General features: G+C 70.5%; 17 protein-coding genes and 1 pseudogene. 12 read left to right on the top strand and 6 right to left on the bottom strand.

The genetic code is table 11. The features are described 5' to 3' along the window. Complete coding sequence (locus FHU34_RS18130) at positions 1-393, bottom strand: YciI family protein (protein WP_244311968.1); 393 nt, start codon at positions 391-393, stop codon at positions 1-3. A gap of 260 nt (positions 394-653) precedes the next feature. Between FHU34_RS18130 and FHU34_RS18125 the strand changes: the two are divergent. Continuing rightward, positions 654-1,427 (top strand): annotated as a pseudogene (locus tag FHU34_RS18125) (neutral zinc metallopeptidase); the annotation flags it as partial. Between the two features lie 120 nt (positions 1,428-1,547). Continuing rightward, positions 1,548-2,198: an HAD family hydrolase gene (locus tag FHU34_RS18120; protein WP_145785660.1), complete on the top strand. Its 651-nt coding sequence runs from the start codon at positions 1,548-1,550 to the stop codon at positions 2,196-2,198. Between the two features lie 52 nt (positions 2,199-2,250). Here FHU34_RS18120 and FHU34_RS18115 read toward each other — a convergent pair whose 3' ends face one another. The 4 genes from FHU34_RS18115 to FHU34_RS18100 all read right to left on the bottom strand — a co-directional run bounded on the left by FHU34_RS18115 (position 2,251) and on the right by FHU34_RS18100 (position 7,777). Further along, positions 2,251-4,806, bottom strand: coding sequence for an ABC transporter permease (locus tag FHU34_RS18115; protein ID WP_145782026.1), 2,556 nt, complete (start codon positions 4,804-4,806; stop codon positions 2,251-2,253). Then, on the bottom strand, positions 4,806-5,573 hold the full coding sequence (locus FHU34_RS18110; protein WP_145782024.1) for an ABC transporter ATP-binding protein: 768 nt from the start codon (positions 5,571-5,573) through the stop codon (positions 4,806-4,808). Before FHU34_RS18110 ends, FHU34_RS18115 begins: the two co-directional genes overlap by 1 nt. A 330-nt stretch (positions 5,574-5,903) precedes the next feature. Further along, positions 5,904-6,590, bottom strand: a complete 687-nt coding sequence (locus tag FHU34_RS18105; protein ID WP_145782022.1) for a response regulator — start codon at positions 6,588-6,590, stop codon at positions 5,904-5,906. A 272-nt stretch (positions 6,591-6,862) separates the two neighbouring features. Next, the gene (locus tag FHU34_RS18100; RefSeq protein ID WP_145782020.1) at positions 6,863-7,777 is read right to left on the bottom strand and encodes a RecB family exonuclease; all 915 of its coding nucleotides are present in this window, start codon (positions 7,775-7,777) and stop codon (positions 6,863-6,865) included. A 140-nt stretch (positions 7,778-7,917) separates the two neighbouring features. On the opposite strand from FHU34_RS18100, the gene FHU34_RS18095 reads away from it, so the two are divergent. Genes FHU34_RS18095 through FHU34_RS18085 form a run of 3 tightly spaced genes read left to right on the top strand, consistent with a single transcriptional unit; the run spans position 7,918 to position 10,617 of the window. Next, the gene (locus FHU34_RS18095; protein WP_423468004.1) at positions 7,918-9,009 is read left to right on the top strand and encodes a site-2 protease family protein; all 1,092 of its coding nucleotides are present in this window, start codon (positions 7,918-7,920) and stop codon (positions 9,007-9,009) included. Further along, the gene (locus tag FHU34_RS18090; RefSeq protein WP_088989674.1) at positions 9,006-9,998 is read left to right on the top strand and encodes a tRNA (adenine-N1)-methyltransferase; all 993 of its coding nucleotides are present in this window, start codon (positions 9,006-9,008) and stop codon (positions 9,996-9,998) included. Before FHU34_RS18095 ends, FHU34_RS18090 begins: the two co-directional genes overlap by 4 nt. A gap of 46 nt (positions 9,999-10,044) precedes the next feature. Continuing rightward, a complete protein-coding gene (locus tag FHU34_RS18085) occupies positions 10,045-10,617 on the top strand; it encodes a hypothetical protein (protein ID WP_088989673.1) in 573 nt (190 codons plus the stop codon). A gap of 56 nt (positions 10,618-10,673) precedes the next feature. On the opposite strand, the gene FHU34_RS18080 is transcribed toward FHU34_RS18085, so the two are convergent. Then, complete coding sequence (locus FHU34_RS18080; protein ID WP_145782017.1) at positions 10,674-10,967, bottom strand: ferredoxin; 294 nt, start codon at positions 10,965-10,967, stop codon at positions 10,674-10,676. Positions 10,968-11,145: 178 nt separating this feature from the next. Between FHU34_RS18080 and arc the strand changes: the two genes are divergently transcribed. From arc to prcA, 7 genes are all read left to right on the top strand, one after another. After that, positions 11,146-12,930, top strand: a complete 1,785-nt coding sequence (gene arc, locus FHU34_RS18075; RefSeq protein ID WP_088989671.1) for a proteasome ATPase — start codon at positions 11,146-11,148, stop codon at positions 12,928-12,930. Positions 12,931-13,067: 137 nt separating this feature from the next. After that, the gene (locus FHU34_RS18070) at positions 13,068-15,065 is read left to right on the top strand and encodes a hypothetical protein (RefSeq protein ID WP_244311720.1); all 1,998 of its coding nucleotides are present in this window, start codon (positions 13,068-13,070) and stop codon (positions 15,063-15,065) included. Between the two features lie 110 nt (positions 15,066-15,175). Further along, complete coding sequence (dop, locus tag FHU34_RS18065) at positions 15,176-16,693, top strand: depupylase/deamidase Dop (protein ID WP_145782015.1); 1,518 nt, start codon at positions 15,176-15,178, stop codon at positions 16,691-16,693. A gap of 103 nt (positions 16,694-16,796) precedes the next feature. Then, positions 16,797-17,012, top strand: a complete 216-nt coding sequence (locus tag FHU34_RS18060) for a ubiquitin-like protein Pup (protein ID WP_030332902.1) — start codon at positions 16,797-16,799, stop codon at positions 17,010-17,012. Positions 17,013-17,227: 215 nt separating this feature from the next. Then, a complete protein-coding gene (locus FHU34_RS34175; protein ID WP_341874442.1) occupies positions 17,228-17,689 on the top strand; it encodes an endonuclease VII domain-containing protein in 462 nt (153 codons plus the stop codon). Then, the gene (gene prcB, locus FHU34_RS18050) at positions 17,608-18,447 is read left to right on the top strand and encodes a proteasome subunit beta (RefSeq protein WP_208745030.1); all 840 of its coding nucleotides are present in this window, start codon (positions 17,608-17,610) and stop codon (positions 18,445-18,447) included. The genes FHU34_RS34175 and prcB overlap by 82 nt, the downstream gene beginning before the upstream one ends. Positions 18,448-18,508: 61 nt before the next feature. After that, positions 18,509-19,330 carry a proteasome subunit alpha gene (gene prcA, locus FHU34_RS18045; protein WP_145782011.1) on the top strand — a complete coding sequence of 274 codons (822 nt, stop codon included), beginning with the start codon at positions 18,509-18,511 and terminating at the stop codon, positions 19,328-19,330. Positions 19,331-19,362: the final 32 nt, after the last annotated feature.

Raw genomic sequence — 19,362 nt, 5'->3', positions numbered from 1 at the left:
TCAGCCGCCCAGGTCCTCAATGCCGTCCAGCACCGGCCGCACGTCCACGTAACCGCCCGGGGCGTCCGGATCGACCAGGCCCGCGGCGATCTCGGTGGCCCGGTCGAAGCTCGCGCACTCCACGATCGTGTAACCCGCCAGGACCTCCTGCGTCTCCGGGTACGGGCCGTCGGTGACCACTGGCGCGCCCTCGCGTACCTGCACCCGGCGGGCGTGCACCGGCTCGCTCAGGCCCTGGGCGTCGACCAGTTCCCCGGACTCGGCCAGCGCCTGATGGAAGGTCTCCATGTGCTTGTGCATCGCCGCGATCTGCTCGGCCGACATGGCGGGCCGGCCGGTCGCCCGCCCCGACAGCACGTCGTAGTCCTGCTGTGAGCCGTAGAGCAAAATCATGTACTTCACGGTGCTGCTCCATCCTGTCCATGGGCGCCCTCCGACGCCCTCGAAGGAAACGTCGAAGCAGCACCCCCACCCCGGACACGCCCACCCCACCTGATCGGTCGATCATGAAGTTGTCGCCTCGACGCGCCGAGCCGCACGACAACAACCGCATGATCACCAGGAGGGGTGGGGTGGTGGGAGGGTGAACCGTTCGGCTGGCGCACACGTGAATCGGGTGACGGGCGTGACGGTCGTGTCGTCGGGGTACTGCTCAGCGCGAGCAGCGATGTCTGGGAGGCACAGTGGGGGCACGGTCAGGACGCGGCGCCCGAGGCACCGTGGCGGCCCTGCTGGCCGCCGCCCTCGTGTCGCTGGCCTGCGCGGGCGGTGGGTTGGCCGAGCCGGAGGGTGAGCGTCAGGCACCGCAGCAGTCGCAGGCGTCACCCGGGCCCGGCACCACCCGGGCCGACAGCACCACGAGCGTCGCCGAATTCGAGCAGGACGTCGCCGACGCGCGGGCCATCGCCGAGCGCTACTGGGCAGCCCAGTTCAAGGCGTCCGGTGAGCGGTTCCAACCGGTCCGGCGGATCACCCCCTACCAGCGGGAGGGCGAGGTGTCCTGCGGCGGCGAGCCGCTGCCCCGCAACAACGCGGTCTACTGCTCGCGGGGCGACTTCATCGCGTACGACGTCCGCTGGTCGGTGGCGGCGTTCCGCCAGGTCGGTGACGCGTTCGTGTTCTACCTGCTCGGGCACGAGTACGCGCACGCCATCCAGGTGCGGCTCGGCATCAACTACAGCTTCACCATCCAGCAGGAGTTGCAGGCCGACTGCATGGCCGGGGCGTACCTCGGCGACTCGGTGCGCTCCGGTGCCCTGACCCTGGCCGACGGTGACCTGGACGAGTTCCGGGAAGGGTTGGCGGCGGTCGGCGACGACCCCGACCAGCCGTGGTTCGCCGAAGGCTCGCACGGCACCGCCGAGCAGCGCACCGAATCGTTCTTCCGCGGGTACGAGCGGTCGCTGGAGGCCTGCGACCTGGGCTGAGCGGGTTGCCCGGATCACGTGCACGCCCGTCGCGGCCCCCCGCCTGTCCGGGCCCTGGCAGGATCGCCGGTGTCGGCCACGACCCTGGAGGATCCGCTGAACAGCCATCACCCCGCCGCCGTGCTCTTCGACATGGACGGCACGTTGGTCGACAGCGAGAAGCTGTGGGACATCGCGTTGCAGGAACTCGCCCGGGAGTACGGCGGGGACCTGTCCGTCGAGGCCCGCCAGTCGATCATCGGCACCGCCATGGCCGAGTCGATGCGCATCCTGCACGACGACCTGGGCCAGCCCGAACGGGATCCGGAGATCAGCGCGGCGTGGATCAACGCCCGGATCCTGGAGCTGTTCCGCACCGGTCTGCCCTGGCAGCCGGGCGCGTTCGAGCTGCTGCGCGCGGTCCGCGCGGCGCGAATCCCCACCGCGCTGGTCACCTCCAGCCCTCGGGCACTCGTCGAGATCGCCCTGGACACCCTCGGCCGGGACAACTTCGACACCGTGGTCGCCGGCGACGAGGTGGTCGCGGCCAAGCCGCACCCCGAGCCGTACCTGACCGCGGCCCGGCGACTGGGTGTGCCGATCGAGCGTTGTGTGGCGATCGAGGACTCACCGACCGGCGTGGCCAGCGCGCTCGCCTCGGGCGCGGCAGTGCTGGCCGTACCGGCGGAGGTGGCGCTCGCCAGCACTGCCGGCGTACACCAGGTGGAGAGCCTCACCGGCGTCGACCTGGACCTGCTCGCGGCGCTGCTCGCCGACCGGGCGGCAGCCTGACGGACGCGAATGGGGGCCCCGCGGTGCGGGACCCCCATTCGGCGTCGGAGCGTCAGTCGTGGGCGATGGCGCCCAGGACGTTGATCCGTGCCGCCCGGATGGCCGGGAGCACCGCGGCCACCACACCGATGATCGCGGCGAGACCGAGGAAGACACCCATCTGCCCCCAGGGCAGGATCAGGTCGGTGATGCCCTCGTCCTTGAGTGCCTCGACCACCGCGGCGCCGAGGCCGGTGCCGACCGCCACGCCCAGCAACGCGCCGAACACCGAGATCACCACCGCCTCCACGGTGATCATGCCCATGGTCTGGGACCGGCGTAGACCGATGGCGCGCAGGAGCCCCAACTCGCGGGTCCGTTCCAGGATCGACAGCGCCAGGGTGTTGATGATGCCCAGCACGGCGATCACGATGGCCAGTGCCAACAGGATCTGGATCATCGTGAGTAGCCCGTCGAGCTGACCGGTCTGCTGCTTGATGAACGCGTCCCGGTCGGCCACCGACACCTCGGGGCTGTCCGCGAGAAGCGTCTCCACCTGCGGTTGCACGTCGGCCACCGGGGTGCCGGGCGTCAGCTGAACGTACCCCTGGAAGGGCTGCGGGATCGCGAAGTCCTTCGCCGCCGTCACCGGCAGCATCACCGGGTTCAACAGCTGCCCGGACTCGTAGATGCCGCTGATGGTGTACGTCCGCGTCTCGCCCCGGGTCAACTGCACGTTCACCGTCGAACCCACCGACCAGCCACGCGAGTCGGCGGTGTCCGAACTGGCCAGCATCTGCGTCGGCCCGAGTCGGTCGATGTCACCGGCGACGGGCTTGGCACTGAAGATCTGCCGCAGCGACGCGATGTCGCTGCTCGCCCCGACCCAGGTGCGCTCGCCGTCGATCTGGGCCATGTCGCCGTACTCGCCGTCGACCATCTGCACGCCGGGCAGCGTCTTGGCCTGGTCCAGTACCGCCGGGTCGAAGCTCGGCGGGCGCGGCCCGCCCTGCGCCCCGGCGATCACCAGCTCGGCCTTGACGGTGTCCTGGGCCAGGGCGCTGATGCTGCCCTTGGCCGAGTCGAGGATCACCGTGATTCCGGTGACCAGCGCGATGCCGACCATCAACGCCGCCGCGGTGATCGCGGTCCGGCGCGGGTTACGCCCCGAGTTGAGCCGGCCCAGCTTGCCCGGCAGCGACCAGGAGAAGATCGCGCCGAGCAGGCTCACCACCGGCCGGCTGATCAGCGGGGTCAGCAGCGCCACGCCGATGAACGCGAACAGCACCCCACCGAGGATGGTGGTCAGTGTCTGACCACCGGCGTTGCCGCTGAGCCCGAGGAACAGCAGCACCGCGCCGATGGCGGTGACCAGCGACCCGGCCACGGTGATTTTGGTCAACGGCCGGTCCGGGGTGGCCACGTCCTGCATCGCCGCGATCGGCGGGATCCGCGCCGCCCGCAGCGCCGGCAACAGCGCCGCCACCACCGTGATGACCAACCCGACAGAGAACGCCCCGATCACCGCCGCCGCCGGCACGCCGATTCCGGCGAGGGTGAGCCCACCGGCCAGATTGCCGAACAGGTACGCCAGCAACGCGCCCACGCCGATGCCGGCGGCCAGGCCGAGCATCGAGGCGATCAACCCGACGGCGATGGCCTCCAGCACCACCGACCCGATGATCTGCCGGCCGCTGGCGCCGATGGCGCGCATCAGTGCCAACTCACGGGTGCGCTGGGCCACGATGATCGAGAAGGTGTTGAGGATCAGGAAGGTGCCCACCAGCAGGGCCACCGCCGCGAAACCGAGCAGGATCTTGTTGAAGAAGGACAGGCCCTCCTTCAAGCTCGCCGCGGCGTCCGAGGCGACCTGCTCGCCCGTCTTCACCTCGAAGTCCGCGCCGAGGGTGCGGGCCACGTCGTCGCGCAGCTTCTCGTCGGACACCCCGTCGGCGGCGGTCACGGTGATGCTGCTGAACACGTCCGGCTCGCCCAGCATCAGCCGCTGCGCCACGGGCGTGGTGAAGAAGACCTCGTTCACCCCGCCGATCGAGTCCCGGTCACCGCTGTAGCCGGCAATGCCGACCAGCGTGAAGTCCCGCTTCTTCGACTCGAACGCGGTGAGCACGCCGACCTTCTGGCCGACCTGCACCTTCGCCGTGGTGGCCAGGGCCTTGTTGAGGACGATCTCGTCCTCGGCCTGCGGCGCACGCCCCTCGCGCAGCCGCAGCAGGTCGCTCTCCCCGGTCCAGTTCTCGCCCAGCTGCGGCGGACCGAACGAGGTGACCACCTTGCCGTTGCTGCCGATCACCCGGGCGCCGTCGGCGTTGACGATGCCCGTCGCCGAGGCGGCCCCCGGAACCTGCTTCACCCGGTCCACCACGGCGGCCGGCAGTGGCGCGGCGGTCTGCTCGCCCTCCAGCTCGCTGAGCTCGACCTTCGGCTTCGCCGCGACGTTCACGTCGATCTCGGAGAAGCCGTCGGCGAAGACCGAGTCGAACGAGCGGCCCAGCGTGTCGGTGAGGACGAAGGCGCCGGAGACGAACATGACCCCGAGCACCACCGCCAGCCCGGACAGGATCAGCCGGACCTTGCGGGCCAGCAGACTCTTCAGCGTCGCGCGGAACATCAGTTGCCCACCTCGGCCGGAGTGTCCAGCTTCTTCATGGTGTCCAGCACCGTCTCGGCGGTCGGCTCGATCAGCTCCGAGACGATCTCGCCGTCGGCGAGGAAGACCACCCGGTCGGCGTACGCGGCGGCGGTCGGGTCGTGGGTGACCATCACGATCGTCTGACCGTGCTCGCGGACCGAGTTGCGCAGGAAGTTGAGCACCTCCGCGCCGGAGCGCGAGTCCAGGTTGCCGGTCGGCTCGTCCGCGAAGATCACCTCAGGGCGGGAGACCAGCGCCCGCGCGCACGCCACCCGCTGCTGCTGCCCGCCGGAGAGCTGCGCCGGCCGGTGGTCCAACCGGTCCCGCAGACCGACCGTCTCGATCACCGTGTCGTACCAGGCCTGGTCCGGCTTACGCCCGGCGATCGACAGCGGCAGCAGGATGTTCTCCTTGGCCGTCAGGGTGGGCAGCAGGTTGAACTGCTGGAAGATGAAACCCACCTTGTCGCGGCGCAGCTTCGTCAGCCCCGCGTCGCCGAGCCCGGTGACCGTCGTCTCGCCGATCGACACCGTGCCCCGGGTCACCGAGTCCAGGCCCGCCAGGCAGTGCATCAGCGTCGACTTGCCGGAACCCGACGGCCCCATGATCGCGGTGAACTGGCCGCGTTCGAACTCCGCGCTGACCCCCCGCAGCGCGATGACCTGCGCCTCGCCGCTGCCGTACACCTTCCACACGTCGTTCGCCCGGGCCGCGGCCTGCGCCTGCTGGCCTACCGTCGCGGTCACGTCATCTACCTCTTCCGTCTGTCCGAAATCACGCCGCCCCCCGATGGTCCGGCGCGACTGTTCCATCATCTGCGCTGCTCGCGCCCGTACCGTCCGCCCACGGGTTGACCTGGCGCGGATTTCCCGCTGCGGGTGCACCCTTATGTCGCGTCAGGGTTGCCCCTGACCCGATGGTCGGTCGTGCGTGTTTCCGACCCTGCCCCCTCACGTCACAGGAGGGTCAACCTCGCCAGACCGTCTCCGGTCACGGTAGGTGACGGCGGCAACGCCGGCCGTCCCCCCATGGAGGGATCTTCGTGTACGCCGGGTGAGGTACCCGGGCCCGCGGAGCTACGCCCGGGGGCGGACCAGACCCGACTCGTACGCCAGCACCACTGCCTGCACCCGGTCACGTAGTCGCAGCTTGGTCAGCACGTGCCCGACGTGGGTCTTGATGGTGGTCTCGCTGACCGACAGCACCGCGGCGATCTCGGCGTTCGACAGCCCTCGCGCGACCTGCACCAGCACCTCACGTTCCCGGTCGGTGAGCGCGTCGAGGGCTGCCGCGGGCGTCGCCGCCGGGTCGGGCAGCAGTGCGGCGAACCGGTCCAGCAGCCGCCGCAGGATCCGGGGCGCCACCACCGCGTCGCCGCCTGCGATGGTGCGGATCGCCGAGATCAACTCTTCGGCCGGCACGTCCTTGGCCAGGAACCCACTGGCGCCCGCGCGCAACGCGCCCACCACGTACTCGTCCAGGTCGAAGGTGGTCAACACCAGCACCCGCACCGGCAGGCGGGCCTCGACGATCGCCCGGGTCGCGGCCACCCCGTCCATCCGCGGCATCCGGATGTCCATCAGGACCACGTCGGGTAGGAGCCGGCGGGACAACTCCACCGCCTCCACGCCGTCCCCGGCCTCCGCCACCACGTCCAGGTCGCCCTCGGCGCCCAGCACCATCCGGAACCCGGTACGCAGCAGCGGCTGGTCGTCGGCGAGGAGGATACGCACCGGCCGCGCCGGGGCCACCCGATCGGTCATCACGTCTCCTGTCCCGCCGACGTCGTGCTGCCGCACCGGTCATCCTCGCGTACACCGGCCGGTGCGTCGCGGATCACCGTAGAGCGCGGCCCGTCGCGTTGTCCCGATCGCAACGGCACCGCCGATGTCGGGTCGCGGGTCGGCGCGGGGGAGGGCAGCGTCGTGTCGGGGACCACCACGCCGATGGGAGGACGCCCACCCGTCGTCGACCAGCCCGCGAGGCGGCGGGGGCAACCCTCGTCGCCGGCGTCAGCGCGCGGCGGAGCGGGCCGTCACTCGTCGGCGCCCGGCGCCACCGGAGCGGACCGGGAGTCGCGCAGCGGGTCAACGTTCGCCACCGCGACCGGGAACGGCGGTGGGGTGCCTCCGAAGGTGGGACACAGGGCCTGGTGGCTGCACCAGTCGCAGAGCCGGCTCGGCCGGGGGCGAAAATCCTGCCGGGCGGTGGCCTGCTCGATCGCCCGCCACAGGGCGACGACAGTGCGCTCGAAGCGGACCAGCTCGTCGGCGTCCGGCGTGTAGTCCAGCACCTCGGCGTCGCGCAGGTAGAGCAACCGCAGCACCCGGGGCACCACCCCCCGGGTGCGCCACAGCACGAGGGCGTAGAACTTCAGCTGGAACAGCGCCCGCGCCTCGAACGCCTCCCGTGGCGCGCCGCCGGTCTTGTAGTCGACCACCCGCAGCGCCCCGTCCGGCGCGACGTCGAGCCGGTCCAGGTAGCCCCGGATGAGCAGCTCCTCGTCGACCACCGCCGAGATCAGGCTCTCCCGCTCGGCCGGCTCCAGCCGGGTCGGGTCCTCCACCGCGAAGTAACCCTCCAGCAGCCCGGCGGCCGAACGGAGGAACTCCGCCGCGTCGGTCGGCTCAGCTCCGTCGAACAGCCCGGCCAGCTCCGGCTGCTCGGTGACCAGCCGATCCCACTGGGGCGCCACCAGATCGCCGGCCGCGGCTGGCGTGCGCCCCTGCGCGGGCAGGTCGAACAGCCGCTCCAGCACCGCGTGCACCAACGTGCCCCGGGCCTGCTCCATGGTGGTGCGCTCGGGCAGCCGGTCGATGCTGCGGAACCGGTAGAGCAACGGGCAGGTCTTGAAATCCGCCGCCCGCGACGGCGACAGCGAGGCCCGCACCGTCGGCGGTGCCTGCGCCGGGGAGGAGGGCTGGGTGGTGGTGACCGGTTCCGCCGTCATGTCCGCAAAGGTTAGGGCACCGGTATGACACCTACCGCCGCCCGCCCCGCACAGCGACGGTCCGTAGCATCGTGCCGATGGAGCGACGAACCCGGCCACCGCGCCGACCCGACCGGCGCCTCGGCCTCAACGTCGGCCGGGTGTTCGGGGTGCCGCTGCACCTCAACGGCTCCATGGTCCTGCTCGCGGTGGTCATCGCCGTGCTGTACGCCGAGTTCGCCGCCCGTCAGCTGGACCTGCCGCAGATCAGCGGCTACCTGATCGGCTTCGGCTTCGTGGTGTCCCTGCTCGGCTCGGTGCTGCTGCACGAGCTGGGGCACGCCCTCACGGCCCGCCGCTACGGCATCGGTGTGCGCGGGATCACCCTGGAACTGCTCGGCGGCTACACCGAGATGGACCGGGACGCCCCGTCGCCCCGCGTCGACCTGCTGGTGTCACTGGCCGGCCCGGCGGTCTCCGCGGTGCTCGGCGTCCTCGCGGTCGCGGCCACCCTCGCCCTGCCACCGGGGACCGTGGTCCACCAGCTCGCCTTCCAGCTCGCGGTCAGCAACGTCATCGTCGCGCTGTTCAACAGCCTGCCCGGGCTGCCGCTCGACGGCGGCCGGGCGCTGCGCGCCGCGGTGTGGGGGCTGACCCGCGACCGGCACCTCGGCACCGAGGTCGCCGGCTGGGCGGGGCGCGTCGTCGCCGTCGGCACCACGATCGTGGTCCTGGTGCTCACCGTCGCCGACTACCTGGCGCCCCTGGCGTTGCCGCTGATGCTGCTGGTCGCCGTCACCCTCTGGCGTGGTGCCGGGCAGTCGATCCGGGCCGCCCGGGTCAGCCGCCGGTTCCCGCTCATCGACCTGTCCCGGCTGGCCCGTCCGGTCTGGCCGGTGACCACCGGTACGCCGCTGGCCGAGGCGCAGCGCCGACGCGTCGACGGGGGTCAGCCAGATTCCGCCCTGCTGGTCACCGACTCGGCGGGACGGCCGGCGGCGCTGGTCGACCCGGTCGCCGCCGAGGCGGTGCCGGTCGAGCGCCGCCCGTGGCTGGCGGTGGACGCCGTCGCCCGATCGCTGGGCACGATCCCCACCCTGACGCTCGGCTGGGACGGCGAGCGGGTGATGGAGGCCGTACAGACCCACCCGGGCGCGCAGTACGTGGTGACGTCAGGCGAAGATGTCGTCGGCATTCTGCACATCGCGGACCTAGCACAGCTCCTCGAACCCAACCGGAAGATGACACAGTGACCGCAACTCCCTCCACCGTCCCGGCCACCCCGGCGCTGACACCCGTGCACCGAGGGCCCTTCCGGCCCGGCGACCGGGTCCAGTTGACCGACCCCAAGGGGCGGATGCACACCGTGACGCTGGAGCCGGGCAAGGAGTTCCACACCCACCGCGGCATCCTGGCGCACGACACGCTGATCGGGCTCCCCGACGGCAGCGTGGTGACCACCTCCGGTGGCGGCACCGCGTTCCTGGCCCTGCGGCCGCTCCTGTCGGACTACGTGCTGTCCATGCCGCGCGGCGCCCAGGTCATCTACCCGAAGGACTCGGCGCAGATCGTCGCGATGGGCGACATCTTCCCCGGCGCGAAGGTCCTCGAAGCCGGCGCCGGCTCCGGCGCGCTGAGCTGCTCCCTGCTGCGCGCCGTCGGCACCGAGGGCGAACTGCACTCGTTCGAGGTGCGCGACGACTTCGCCCAGATCGCCAAGCGCAACGTCGAGGCCTTCTTCAACGGACCGCACCCGTCGTGGCACCTGCACGTCGGTGACGTCGCGCAGTGCCAGGAGACCGGGTTCGACCGGATCATCCTGGACATGCTGACCCCCTGGGAGACCCTCGACATGGTGGAGCGGGCGCTGGTGCCCGGCGGGGTGTTCATCGGCTACGTCGCCACCACACCGCAGCTCTCCGAGCTGGTCGAGGCGCTGCGCGAGCGCGGCGGCTGGACCGAGCCACGGGCCTGGGAGTCGCTGGTGCGCGACTGGCACGCCGAGGGCCTCGCCGTCCGTCCGGACCACCGGATGATCGCGCACACCGCGTTCCTGGTGTCCGCGCGCAAGCTGGCCCCGGGAGTGACGGCGCCGCCGCGCCGCCGCAAGCCCAGCAAGGGCACCGAGGCGTACGCCCAGCGCCGCCAGGACCTGCGCGCGGCGGAGGCCGCCCGGCAGGCCGCCGCCGCCCAGGCGGCCGGCGCGCTTCCCGACGGTACGGGGGAGATGGACAGGCCGTGACCAGAAAGCTGGGCGTCGGCAGCGGCGAGCAGGGGGAGGCGCCGGCATGAGCCGACCGGGCTACGGCGGCGGTGACCTCCCCGCGGTCTTCCCCGACTGGTCGCCCTACCAGGACCTCGAGTCCGCGGCGCGCGCCTACCTGCGCGACCCGGACGTCGCCCTGGAGGCGCTCGGCGGTGTGCTGCGCGGCGCGTCGGTGCTCGGCTTCACGCTGGAGCGCTTCGTCAACGAGGTCAACGGCGTGTGGCAGGAGGTCGTCGTCTGCGACGGCAGCCGCCTGATCCTCTGGCACGGCGAGGACGTGCCGCCGGAGGAGGGTCCGCCCGGGTCGATGACGTCGTCGCTGCGGGTGGTGCCGGTCTCCACCATCACCGAGGTCGGCTGCCGCCGGCGGCTCAACCGGTCCGACAGCGGCGAGATCCGGGTCGACAGCATCGACGTCTACCTGCTGCTGACCTCACTCGACGAGGCGCCGCCGAGCGAGGAGATGGCCGGCACGCCACGACACGACGCGCTGCGCTTCGGCAAGACCCTCGACGACGGCGGGGCCGGGCAGATCGCCCGGTTGGAGGAATTCGCGCGGCTGGTCGCCTCGGTGGTCGGCCGTCCGATGCTCTGAGGCGTACCCCTTTCGGGGCCCCGGCCGGGCCCGTGCGGCCCGGCCGGTGCGGTCGGTCAGTCGTCCTCGGCCTCCGGGCCGGCGACCTCGACACCGTCGCCGCGCACCACGTGGATGCAGTCGCCCGGGCATTCCTTCGCGGAGTCGATCACTTCGAGCCGCAGGTGGGCGGGCACGTCGACGCGGCTGCCCGGCGTCAACAGCAGTTCACCGTCGGCGCGCTTGACGTACGCCAGGCCGTCGACGTCGAACTCGAAGACCTCCGGCGCGTACTGCACGCAGAGACCGTCGCCTGTGCAGAGATCCTGGTCCACCCAGACCTGCAGTTGATCGGTCGCGACCTCGGCCACCGGTGCACCCCCCATGTTCTCCCGTCCTACGCTCCGACGGTACCCGAACGCCAGTAACGGCCCGTCAGGCCACCCTTGGCGATCAAGGTTCGGTGACGAGGGTGTTGCGTGGGACCGAATCGGCCTCATAGCGGCTAGTGTTAGGGCAGAACGTTCAAGCCCCCCGGGGAGGTGGGACGTGGCAGCACGCAGCGACGACGCGGACTCGCGCGCCGCACGGTGGGAGAAGGAAGCCCACGATCTCTCCACGCAGGTCGCGTTCCTTCAGGAGGAACTCGCTCTGGTGCGGCGTAAGTTGACCGAAAGCCCCCGACACGTCCGGCAGCTCGAAGAGCGGCTGGCGGCCACCCAGGCACAGTTGGCGCGGCTGACCGAGAACAACGACCGGCTGGTGAGCACCCTCAAGGAGGCTCGCACGCAGATCGTGACGCTCAAGGAAGAGATCGACCGCCTCGCGCAACCGCCGAGTGGTTACGGCGTCTTCCTCGCCAAGCACGACGACGGCACGGTGGACGTCTTCACCGGCGGCCGCAAGCTACGGGTCGCGGTCTCGCCCTCGCTCGAGGTGGGCGACCTGCGCCGTGGCCAGGAGGTCCTGCTCAACGACGCGCTCAACATCGTCGACGCGTTCGGCTATGAGCGGGTCGGTGAGGTCGTGATGCTCAAGGAGATCCTGGAGGGGCCAGGTGGCGGGCCGGGTGACCGGGCGCTGGTGGTCTCCCACTCCGACGAGGAACGCATCGTGCACCTCGCCGAGACACTCATCGGCTCGGCGATCCGAGCCGGCGACTCGCTCATGATCGAGCCCCGCTCGGCGTACGCGTACGAGCGGATCCCGAAGAGCGAGGTCGAGGAGCTGGTCCTGGAGGAGGTGCCCGACGTCGACTACGGCGACATCGGTGGCCTCCAGTCGCAGATCGAGCAGATCCGCGACGCGGTGGAGTTGCCCTTCCTGCACGCGGACCTGTTCCGTGAGCACCAGCTCCGCCCGCCCAAGGGCATCCTGCTCTACGGCCCGCCCGGCTGTGGCAAGACGCTCATCGCCAAGGCGGTGGCCAACTCGCTGGCCAAGAAGATCGCCGAGCGGCAGGGCAAGGAGAAGCACACCAGCTTCTTCCTCAACATCAAGGGCCCCGAGCTGCTCAACAAGTACGTCGGCGAGACCGAGCGGCACATCCGGCTGATCTTCCAGCGGGCACGGGAGAAGGCCGGCGAGGGCACCCCGGTGATCGTGTTCTTCGACGAGATGGACTCGATCTTCCGGACCCGCGGCTCCGGTGTCTCCTCCGACGTGGAGAACACCATCGTCCCGCAGCTGCTCAGCGAGATCGACGGCGTGGAGGGGCTGGAGAACGTCATCGTCATCGGCGCCTCCAACCGGGAAGACATGATCGACCCGGCGATCCTGCGCCCCGGTCGACTCGACGTGAAAATCAAGATCGAGCGACCGGACGCCGAAGCGGCCAAGGACATCTTCTCGAAGTACATCCTCTCCGGGCTGCCCCTGCACCCGGACGACCTGACCGAGCACGGGGCCGACCCCCAGGCCACCGTCGCGGCCATGATCGACGCCGTGGTGCTGCGGATGTACTCCGAAACCGAGGAGAACCGCTTCCTCGAGGTCACCTACGCCAACGGTGACAAGGAAGTCCTCTACTTCAAGGACTTCAACTCCGGCGCGATGATCCAGAACATCGTCGACCGGAGCAAGAAGATGGCCATCAAGGAGTTCCTCACCTCCGGTCGCAAGGGGCTGCGACTGCAGCACCTGCTCGACGCCTGCGTCGACGAGTTCCGCGAGAACGAGGACCTCCCCAACACCACCAACCCCGACGACTGGGCCCGCATCTCCGGCAAGAAGGGCGAGCGGATCGTCTACATCCGCACGCTCGTCTCCGGCGGCAAGGGCACCGAGGCCGGTCGGTCCATCGAGACCGCCAGCAACACCGGCCAGTACCTCTGACCGTCCAGCGGCGGCACCGGACCCCGTCCGGTGCCGTCGCTGTCCGTGTCCGCCACCACCTGACCGGCGGCACCCTCGCCGACACCCGTTCCGGCTAGACTGCGGCGACTTCGCCGATCTACCGAACGAGGACAACCGTGCGTGCCGACATCACCGCGCAACTACCAGCAGTGCAAGGCCGCACGGAAGATCCGGAACCGGTAACCACCACGCCGCCCGCCCGACGCCCCGGCATCGCCCTGATCCTCGGTGCGGTGCTCGCCAGTTGGCTCGTCCCCGTCGCCGCGACCGCCGTCCACGCCGCGTGGCTGCTGCCCCCGATCGTCCTGCTCGCAACGGCCAGTCTGCTGCGCTCCGGCCGGGCCCTGCTAGACCGGATCATGCTCGCCGTGGCGCTGCTCGGCGGCCTCACCTGCGCCGTCGGCCTTCTCTTCAGCGTCTGGCCCTGGGGCCTGCACCCGGTCCCGGTCACCGGCCTGGCGTTCACCGTGCTGACGGTGGCCGCCGTGCTGTCCCGGCGCGCCCCCAGACTGCCCCGCCCCGGCTGGTCCGACCTGGTCTCCCTCGCCGCCGCGGCCCTCGCCGCCGGCTACCTCGCCACCCCCTACCTGCGGGCCGACACCTTCGGTCAACGACTCAGCCTCGCGATGGTCGGCGAGGACAACGGCCGCCACCCGGCACTGTTCGACGTGATCGGCCGCCTCGGCGGATACCTCTTCGTCGACCCCGGCGCCGCCCGTGAGCAGATCTTCTCCGGCCTCGTGCACTACCCGCAGGGCTGGCACTTCACCACCGCACTGCTCGACGGCTTCCTGCGCAGCGCCGGCGATCCACCCACCGGGGCGCGACTCATGGACCACTACGTGCTCTGGTGCCTCGCCACCTTCGGGCTGCTGGTGCTCACGCTGGTCTGGGCCGCCCAGCACGTCGCCGGCCCCCTGCACCCGCTGCGCCGACTCGTCCTCATCATCGCGGTGACAGCGCTCGTCCTCGGCGCCGAACTGCCCCGGCTGCTGGTTGCCGGCTACCCCAGCGAGGCGTTCGGGCTCAGCCTCGCCGTGGTTCTCGTCGCCCTCGTCGTCCGCCCCCTGCACCGGCTCCGCGAACAACTCATCCTCGTCGGGGCGCTGCTGATCGGCATCGGCTTCAGCTACTACCTCTTCCTCTTCCCGACCGGCGCCATGGTGCTCTGCTGGCTGATCGCCGACCGGCGCCGACTGCGTACCCGCCCCGGCACCGTCGCCATCGTCGCCGTCCTCACCGCTGCCCTGGCCCCGCTGGTCGCCGTGATCGGCGTCCTCGTCGCCGGCCAGAGCGAGGCGCTCGCCGCCCCCGGCGGCACACCACCGGTCGAGACCTACAACACCATGCTCGGGCTCGGCGCGCTCGTCCTCGCCGCCGTCCTGGTCCGGACCAACCTCGCCGACACCACCTGGCGGCGCTACCTCGTGGCCCTGGCCGTCGCCCTGTCCTTCTCCGCCAGCATGGCCGCCGTCAACATCGCCAACGGCACCCAACCCGCCTACTACTTCGGCAAGACCGCCCACCTGGTCCTCGTCGTGCTCACCATGGGCGTGGCCGCGCTCGCCCGACTGCTCCCGGTGCCACCCGACCCGAGCACCGACAGCGAACCGCGCCGCCACCCCATCGTCGGCGCCATCCCCGCCGTCGGCACCGCGGCCCTGGTCACGCTCGCGCTGCTCGCCGGCACCGGCCTGATCGGCTGGACCGGCGGCTACTTCCACCGCAACGGCGGCAACGGCACCTGGGCCACGGACTGGGCCGGCCGGGACGTGCGGGCGGTCTCCCGTACCGCGTCGGTCACCAACACCGCCTACCGGAACTACCCGGCGATCCCCGGCACCGTCACCCTGGTCCTCGACAAGCAGGGCCTGCAGGGCTACCGGGAATCAATCTTCCTGTCCGCCATGCAGGGGACCAGCGCCCAGACCGAACCCGGCATCTACTTCCGGATCTACGACGAGCCCGCCCGGACCGCCGAGATCCTGCGCCGCGTACCCCGCCCGCTGCGCCTCATCGTCGCCGACCCGGCCGCCCAGAAGGCCATCGACGGCGCGCTCACCGCCGACCCGGCCCTGCGCGACGGCCTCACTGTGGTACCGCTCAAGCCCTAGCCGCGCCGCGCCGAGCCACAGGGTCGCGCGGCGCGCCATCGCGCAGACTAGTCTCGATGGTGTGAGCGGCGGGCACGCCGGCTCCGTGGGCGAGCGAAGCGAGTGGTCGCATGACGGTACGTCGGATCATGGGCACCGAGGTCGAGTACGGCATCTCCGTTCCCGGCCAGGCCGGAGCCAACCCGATGGTCACCTCATCGCAGGTGGTCAACGCCTATGGGGCCCGCCCCGAACTCAACCGGGGCGGGCGGGCCCGGTGGGACTACGAGGAAGAGTCGCCGCTGCGCGACGCCCGCGGCTTCACCTACTCCGGGGCGGCCTACGACCCGGCCGAGGCCCTCGCAGACGAAGACCTCGGCCTCGCCAACGTGATACTCACCAACGGCGCACGGCTCTACGTCGACCACGCCCACCCCGAATACTCCACTCCCGAGGTCACCACCCCCCGCGACATTGTGCGCTGGGACAAGGCCGGGGAGCGGGTGATGGCCGAGGCGTCCCGCCGCGCCGCCACCATCCCGGGCAGCCAGCCGATCCACCTCTACAAGAACAACACCGACAACAAGGGCGCCAGCTACGGTGCCCACGAAAACTACCTGATGCGCCGGCAGACTCCGTTCGCCGACATCGTGGCGTACCTGACGCCCTTCTTCGTCACCCGGCAGATCGTCTGCGGCGCCGGGCGCGTCGGCATCGGTCAGGACGGCGGCCAGAGCGGGTTCCAGATCTCCCAGCGCGCCGACTTCTTCGAGGTCGAGGTCGGCCTGGAGACCACCCTCAAGCGTCCGATCATCAACACCCGCGACGAGCCGCACGCCGACGCCGACAAATACCGTCGGCTGCACGTCATCATCGGTGACGCCAACCTCTCCGAGATCTCCACCTACCTCAAGGTCGGCACCACCGCGCTGATCCTCACCATGATCGAGGAGAAGGCGCTCGGGGCTGACCTCGGCATCGCCGACCCGGTCAGCGAGCTACGCGCGGTCAGCCACGACCCCACCCTGACGCATCGGATGCGGCTGCGCGACGGACGTCGGCTCACCGCACTGGACCTGCAGTGGGCCTACCTGGAGCGGGTCCGGTCCTTTGTCGACGACCGGTACGGCACCGATGCCGACGAGCAGACCGTCGACGTGCTCGACCGTTGGGAGAGCGTCCTGGACCGGCTGGGTCGGGATCCGATGCTTTGCGTCGACGAACTGGACTGGGTGGCCAAGCTGCGGCTGCTGGAGGGCTACCGGGAGCGGGAGAAGCTCGGTTGGGGCTCGCACAAGCTCCAGCTGGTCGACCTTCAATACTCCGACGTCCGGCCGGAGAAGGGGCTCTATCACCGCCTGGTCAGCCGGGGGGCGATGAAGACGCTACTCACCGACGACGAGACCCGTACCGCGATGACCGAGCCCCCGGAGGACACCCGGGCGTACTTCCGTGGCCGTTGCCTGGCCCAGTACGCCTCGGAGGTGGTCGCCGCGAGCTGGGACTCGGTGATCTTCGACGTGGGCCGGGAGTCGTTGGTCCGGGTGCCGATGATGGAGCCGGAGCGGGGCACGCGGGCGCACGTGGGCGCGCTGTTCGACCGCTGCGCCAGCGCCAAGGACCTGCTGGAGACGTTGACCGGGGGCTGATTCGAGATTTGCAGCCCGCCGTGTGCCGTAAGCCGGCGCGCGGCGGGCTTTTCGTCGCCCGCGCGAGGTAAGTTCATCGCAGACGATCGTGGAGGAGGCAGCTGTGGCCACTCATGACAGCGGCGGGCAGTCGCAGTCCGGCAAGTCCCGTCAGGGCGAGGAAATCGAGGACGTCACCACCGAGGCCAACCCCGAGGTGGCCGAGCGGCACGCCGAGATCACCGAGGACGTCGACGACCTCCTCGACGAGATCGACTCCGTCCTCGAAGAGAACGCAGAGGAATTCGTGAGGGGTTACGTCCAGAAAGGGGGTCAATAGGAGTAAATGGCCGATTTGACTGACCCGTCGGGCAAGGCATGCCCACAGTGCAAGAGGATGCTGTTCCACACGGAGCTTCACCGTGATCGGCGACGGGTGGATGGGCTTGCCTTCTACTGCAAAACGTGCGCCAACGAGCGTTCGGCGGCGAGTCGACGGAAGCGGGGCATCGCTCCGCAGAAGAAGTCACCCACGCCGGTAGGTGAGGGTCTCAAGTGGTGTCCGGACTGCGAGCAGATCAAGCCGCGCGACGATTTCCCCACCACAACGACCAAGGCCAGTGGTCGGCACAGCTACTGCAAGCCTGCCACAATGCCCGCGGCAAGGAGACGGCGCAGCGGCTCTACGGCGGGACACGCGAATACCACCTACAACGGCGGTACGGCGTGGGGGAGAAGGAGTTTCAGGAACTCCTGGCCGAGCGGGGCGGGGTCTGCGCGATCTGTCGGGGCGCGGACCCGCAACATCTGGACCACGATCATCGCACCGGATGGGTGCGCGGGATACTCTGCTTCAACTGCAACGGTGGTCTTGGCCAGTTCCGTGACAGTCCCATGAGGCTGGCCAGGGCGATCACGTACCTGAGAGGAACCACGTGGCAGCGGGCTTTGATCCATCCGGGCGTCTACCAGATGTGTTCACCAACGCGGGGACGTCCTCCTTCACGACGTTCCTGAGTAGGGTGGCCCCTGAGATGCTGCCCGGTCGGCGGCCGTTGCCGCCGGGCATGGCAGCCGACCTGGCGCCACACGCGACCACCATCGTGGCCATCGCGGCCGCCGAGGGTGTGGTGATGGCGGGCGACCGACGGGCCACCATGGGCAACCTGATCGCCCAGCGCGACATCGAGAAGGTGCACCCGGCCGACGCGTACTCGCTGGTCGGCATCGCGGGCACCGCGGGCATCGGCATCGAGCTGATGCGGCTGTTCCAGGTCGAGCTGGAGCACTACGAGAAGATCGAGGGCGCGATGCTCTCACTGGACGGTAAGGCCAATCGGTTGGCCTCGATGATCCGGGGCAACCTGGGGGCGGCCATGCAGGGGCTCGCCGTGGTGCCGCTCTTCGCCGGCTTCGACCTGGCCGCCGCCGACCCGGCGCGGGCCGGTCGGATCTTCAGCTTCGACGTGACCGGTGGCCCGTACGAGGAGACCGGGTACGACGCGATCGGGTCTGGGTCGCTGTTCGCCAAGTCCGCCCTGAAGAAGCGGTTCCGGGCCGGCCTCTCGGTGGCCGACGCGACCCGGCTCGCCGTCGAGGCGCTCTACGACGCGGCCGACGACGACACCGCGACGGGCGGTCCGGACCTGACCCGGCGGATCTACCCGGTGGTGATGACCGCGACCGCCGAGGGCACCCACCGGCTCACCGACGCCGAGACGGCGGCGATCGCCGAGAGCGTGGTCTCCGGTCGGATGGAGAACCCGGGCGGTTGAGCCCCGTCCACCCCCACCAGCCAGCAGTCGTCAGCACAGCGCCGTAAGGAGAACCGCCGCCGTGGCAATGCAGTTCTACGCCTCGCCCGAACAGATCATGCGTGACCGTTCCGAGCTGGCCCGAAAGGGCATCGCCCGGGGGCGCAGCGCGGTGGTCCTGAGCTACTCCGGCGGGGTGCTCTTCGTCGCGGAGAACCTCTCCAGCGCCCTGCACAAGGTCAGTGAGATCTACGACCGGATCGGCTTCGCCGCTGTCGGCCGTTACAACGAGTTCGAGAACCTCCGTCGGGCCGGTGTGCGGATGGCTGACCTGAACGGGTTGAGCTACGACCGCCGCGACGTCACCGGCCGGGCCCTGGCCAACGCGTTCGCGCAGACCCTGGGCGCGATCTTCACCGAGCAGTCGAAGCCGTTCGAGGTGGAGATCTGCGTGGCGGAGGTCGGGGCCACGGCCGACGACGACGAGCTGTACCGGCTCACGTACGACGGCTCCGTCAACGACGAGCCGGGGCGGATGGCGATGGGTGGCCAGGCCGAGGCCATCACCGGTGTGCTGAAGGCGAACCACCGGGCGGACATGTCGCTCGGTGAGGCGGTCCAGGTCGCCGTGCAGGCGCTGAGCAGCGTCGGTGGGGAGGGCGGGGCGGCTCGGACGATCGCCGCGAACCAGCTTGAGGTGGCCGTGCTGGACCGTCAGCGGATCGGTCGGACGTTCCGGCGGATCACCGGGGCCGCGCTGACGGCGCTGCTGGACGGGAAGGCTGCGCCGGCGGCGATCGACGAACGGGACACGCCGACTGTGCCGACCGCCGAGGCCGGTAAGCCGACCAGTTCGGCGGGCTCCGCGGATCTGGAGGATCGGCCGGGGCAGGCCGACAAGTGATCGGGTAACGCAAAGCTGATCAGATAACCCAG

Origin of the sequence: Micromonospora taraxaci (genome assembly GCF_007830095.1) — a bacterium.
Lineage (GTDB): Bacteria > Actinomycetota > Actinomycetes > Mycobacteriales > Micromonosporaceae > Micromonospora > Micromonospora taraxaci.
Note: the sequence above shows the minus strand (reverse complement) of the source record. Positions and strands in the feature narration are given on the sequence as shown.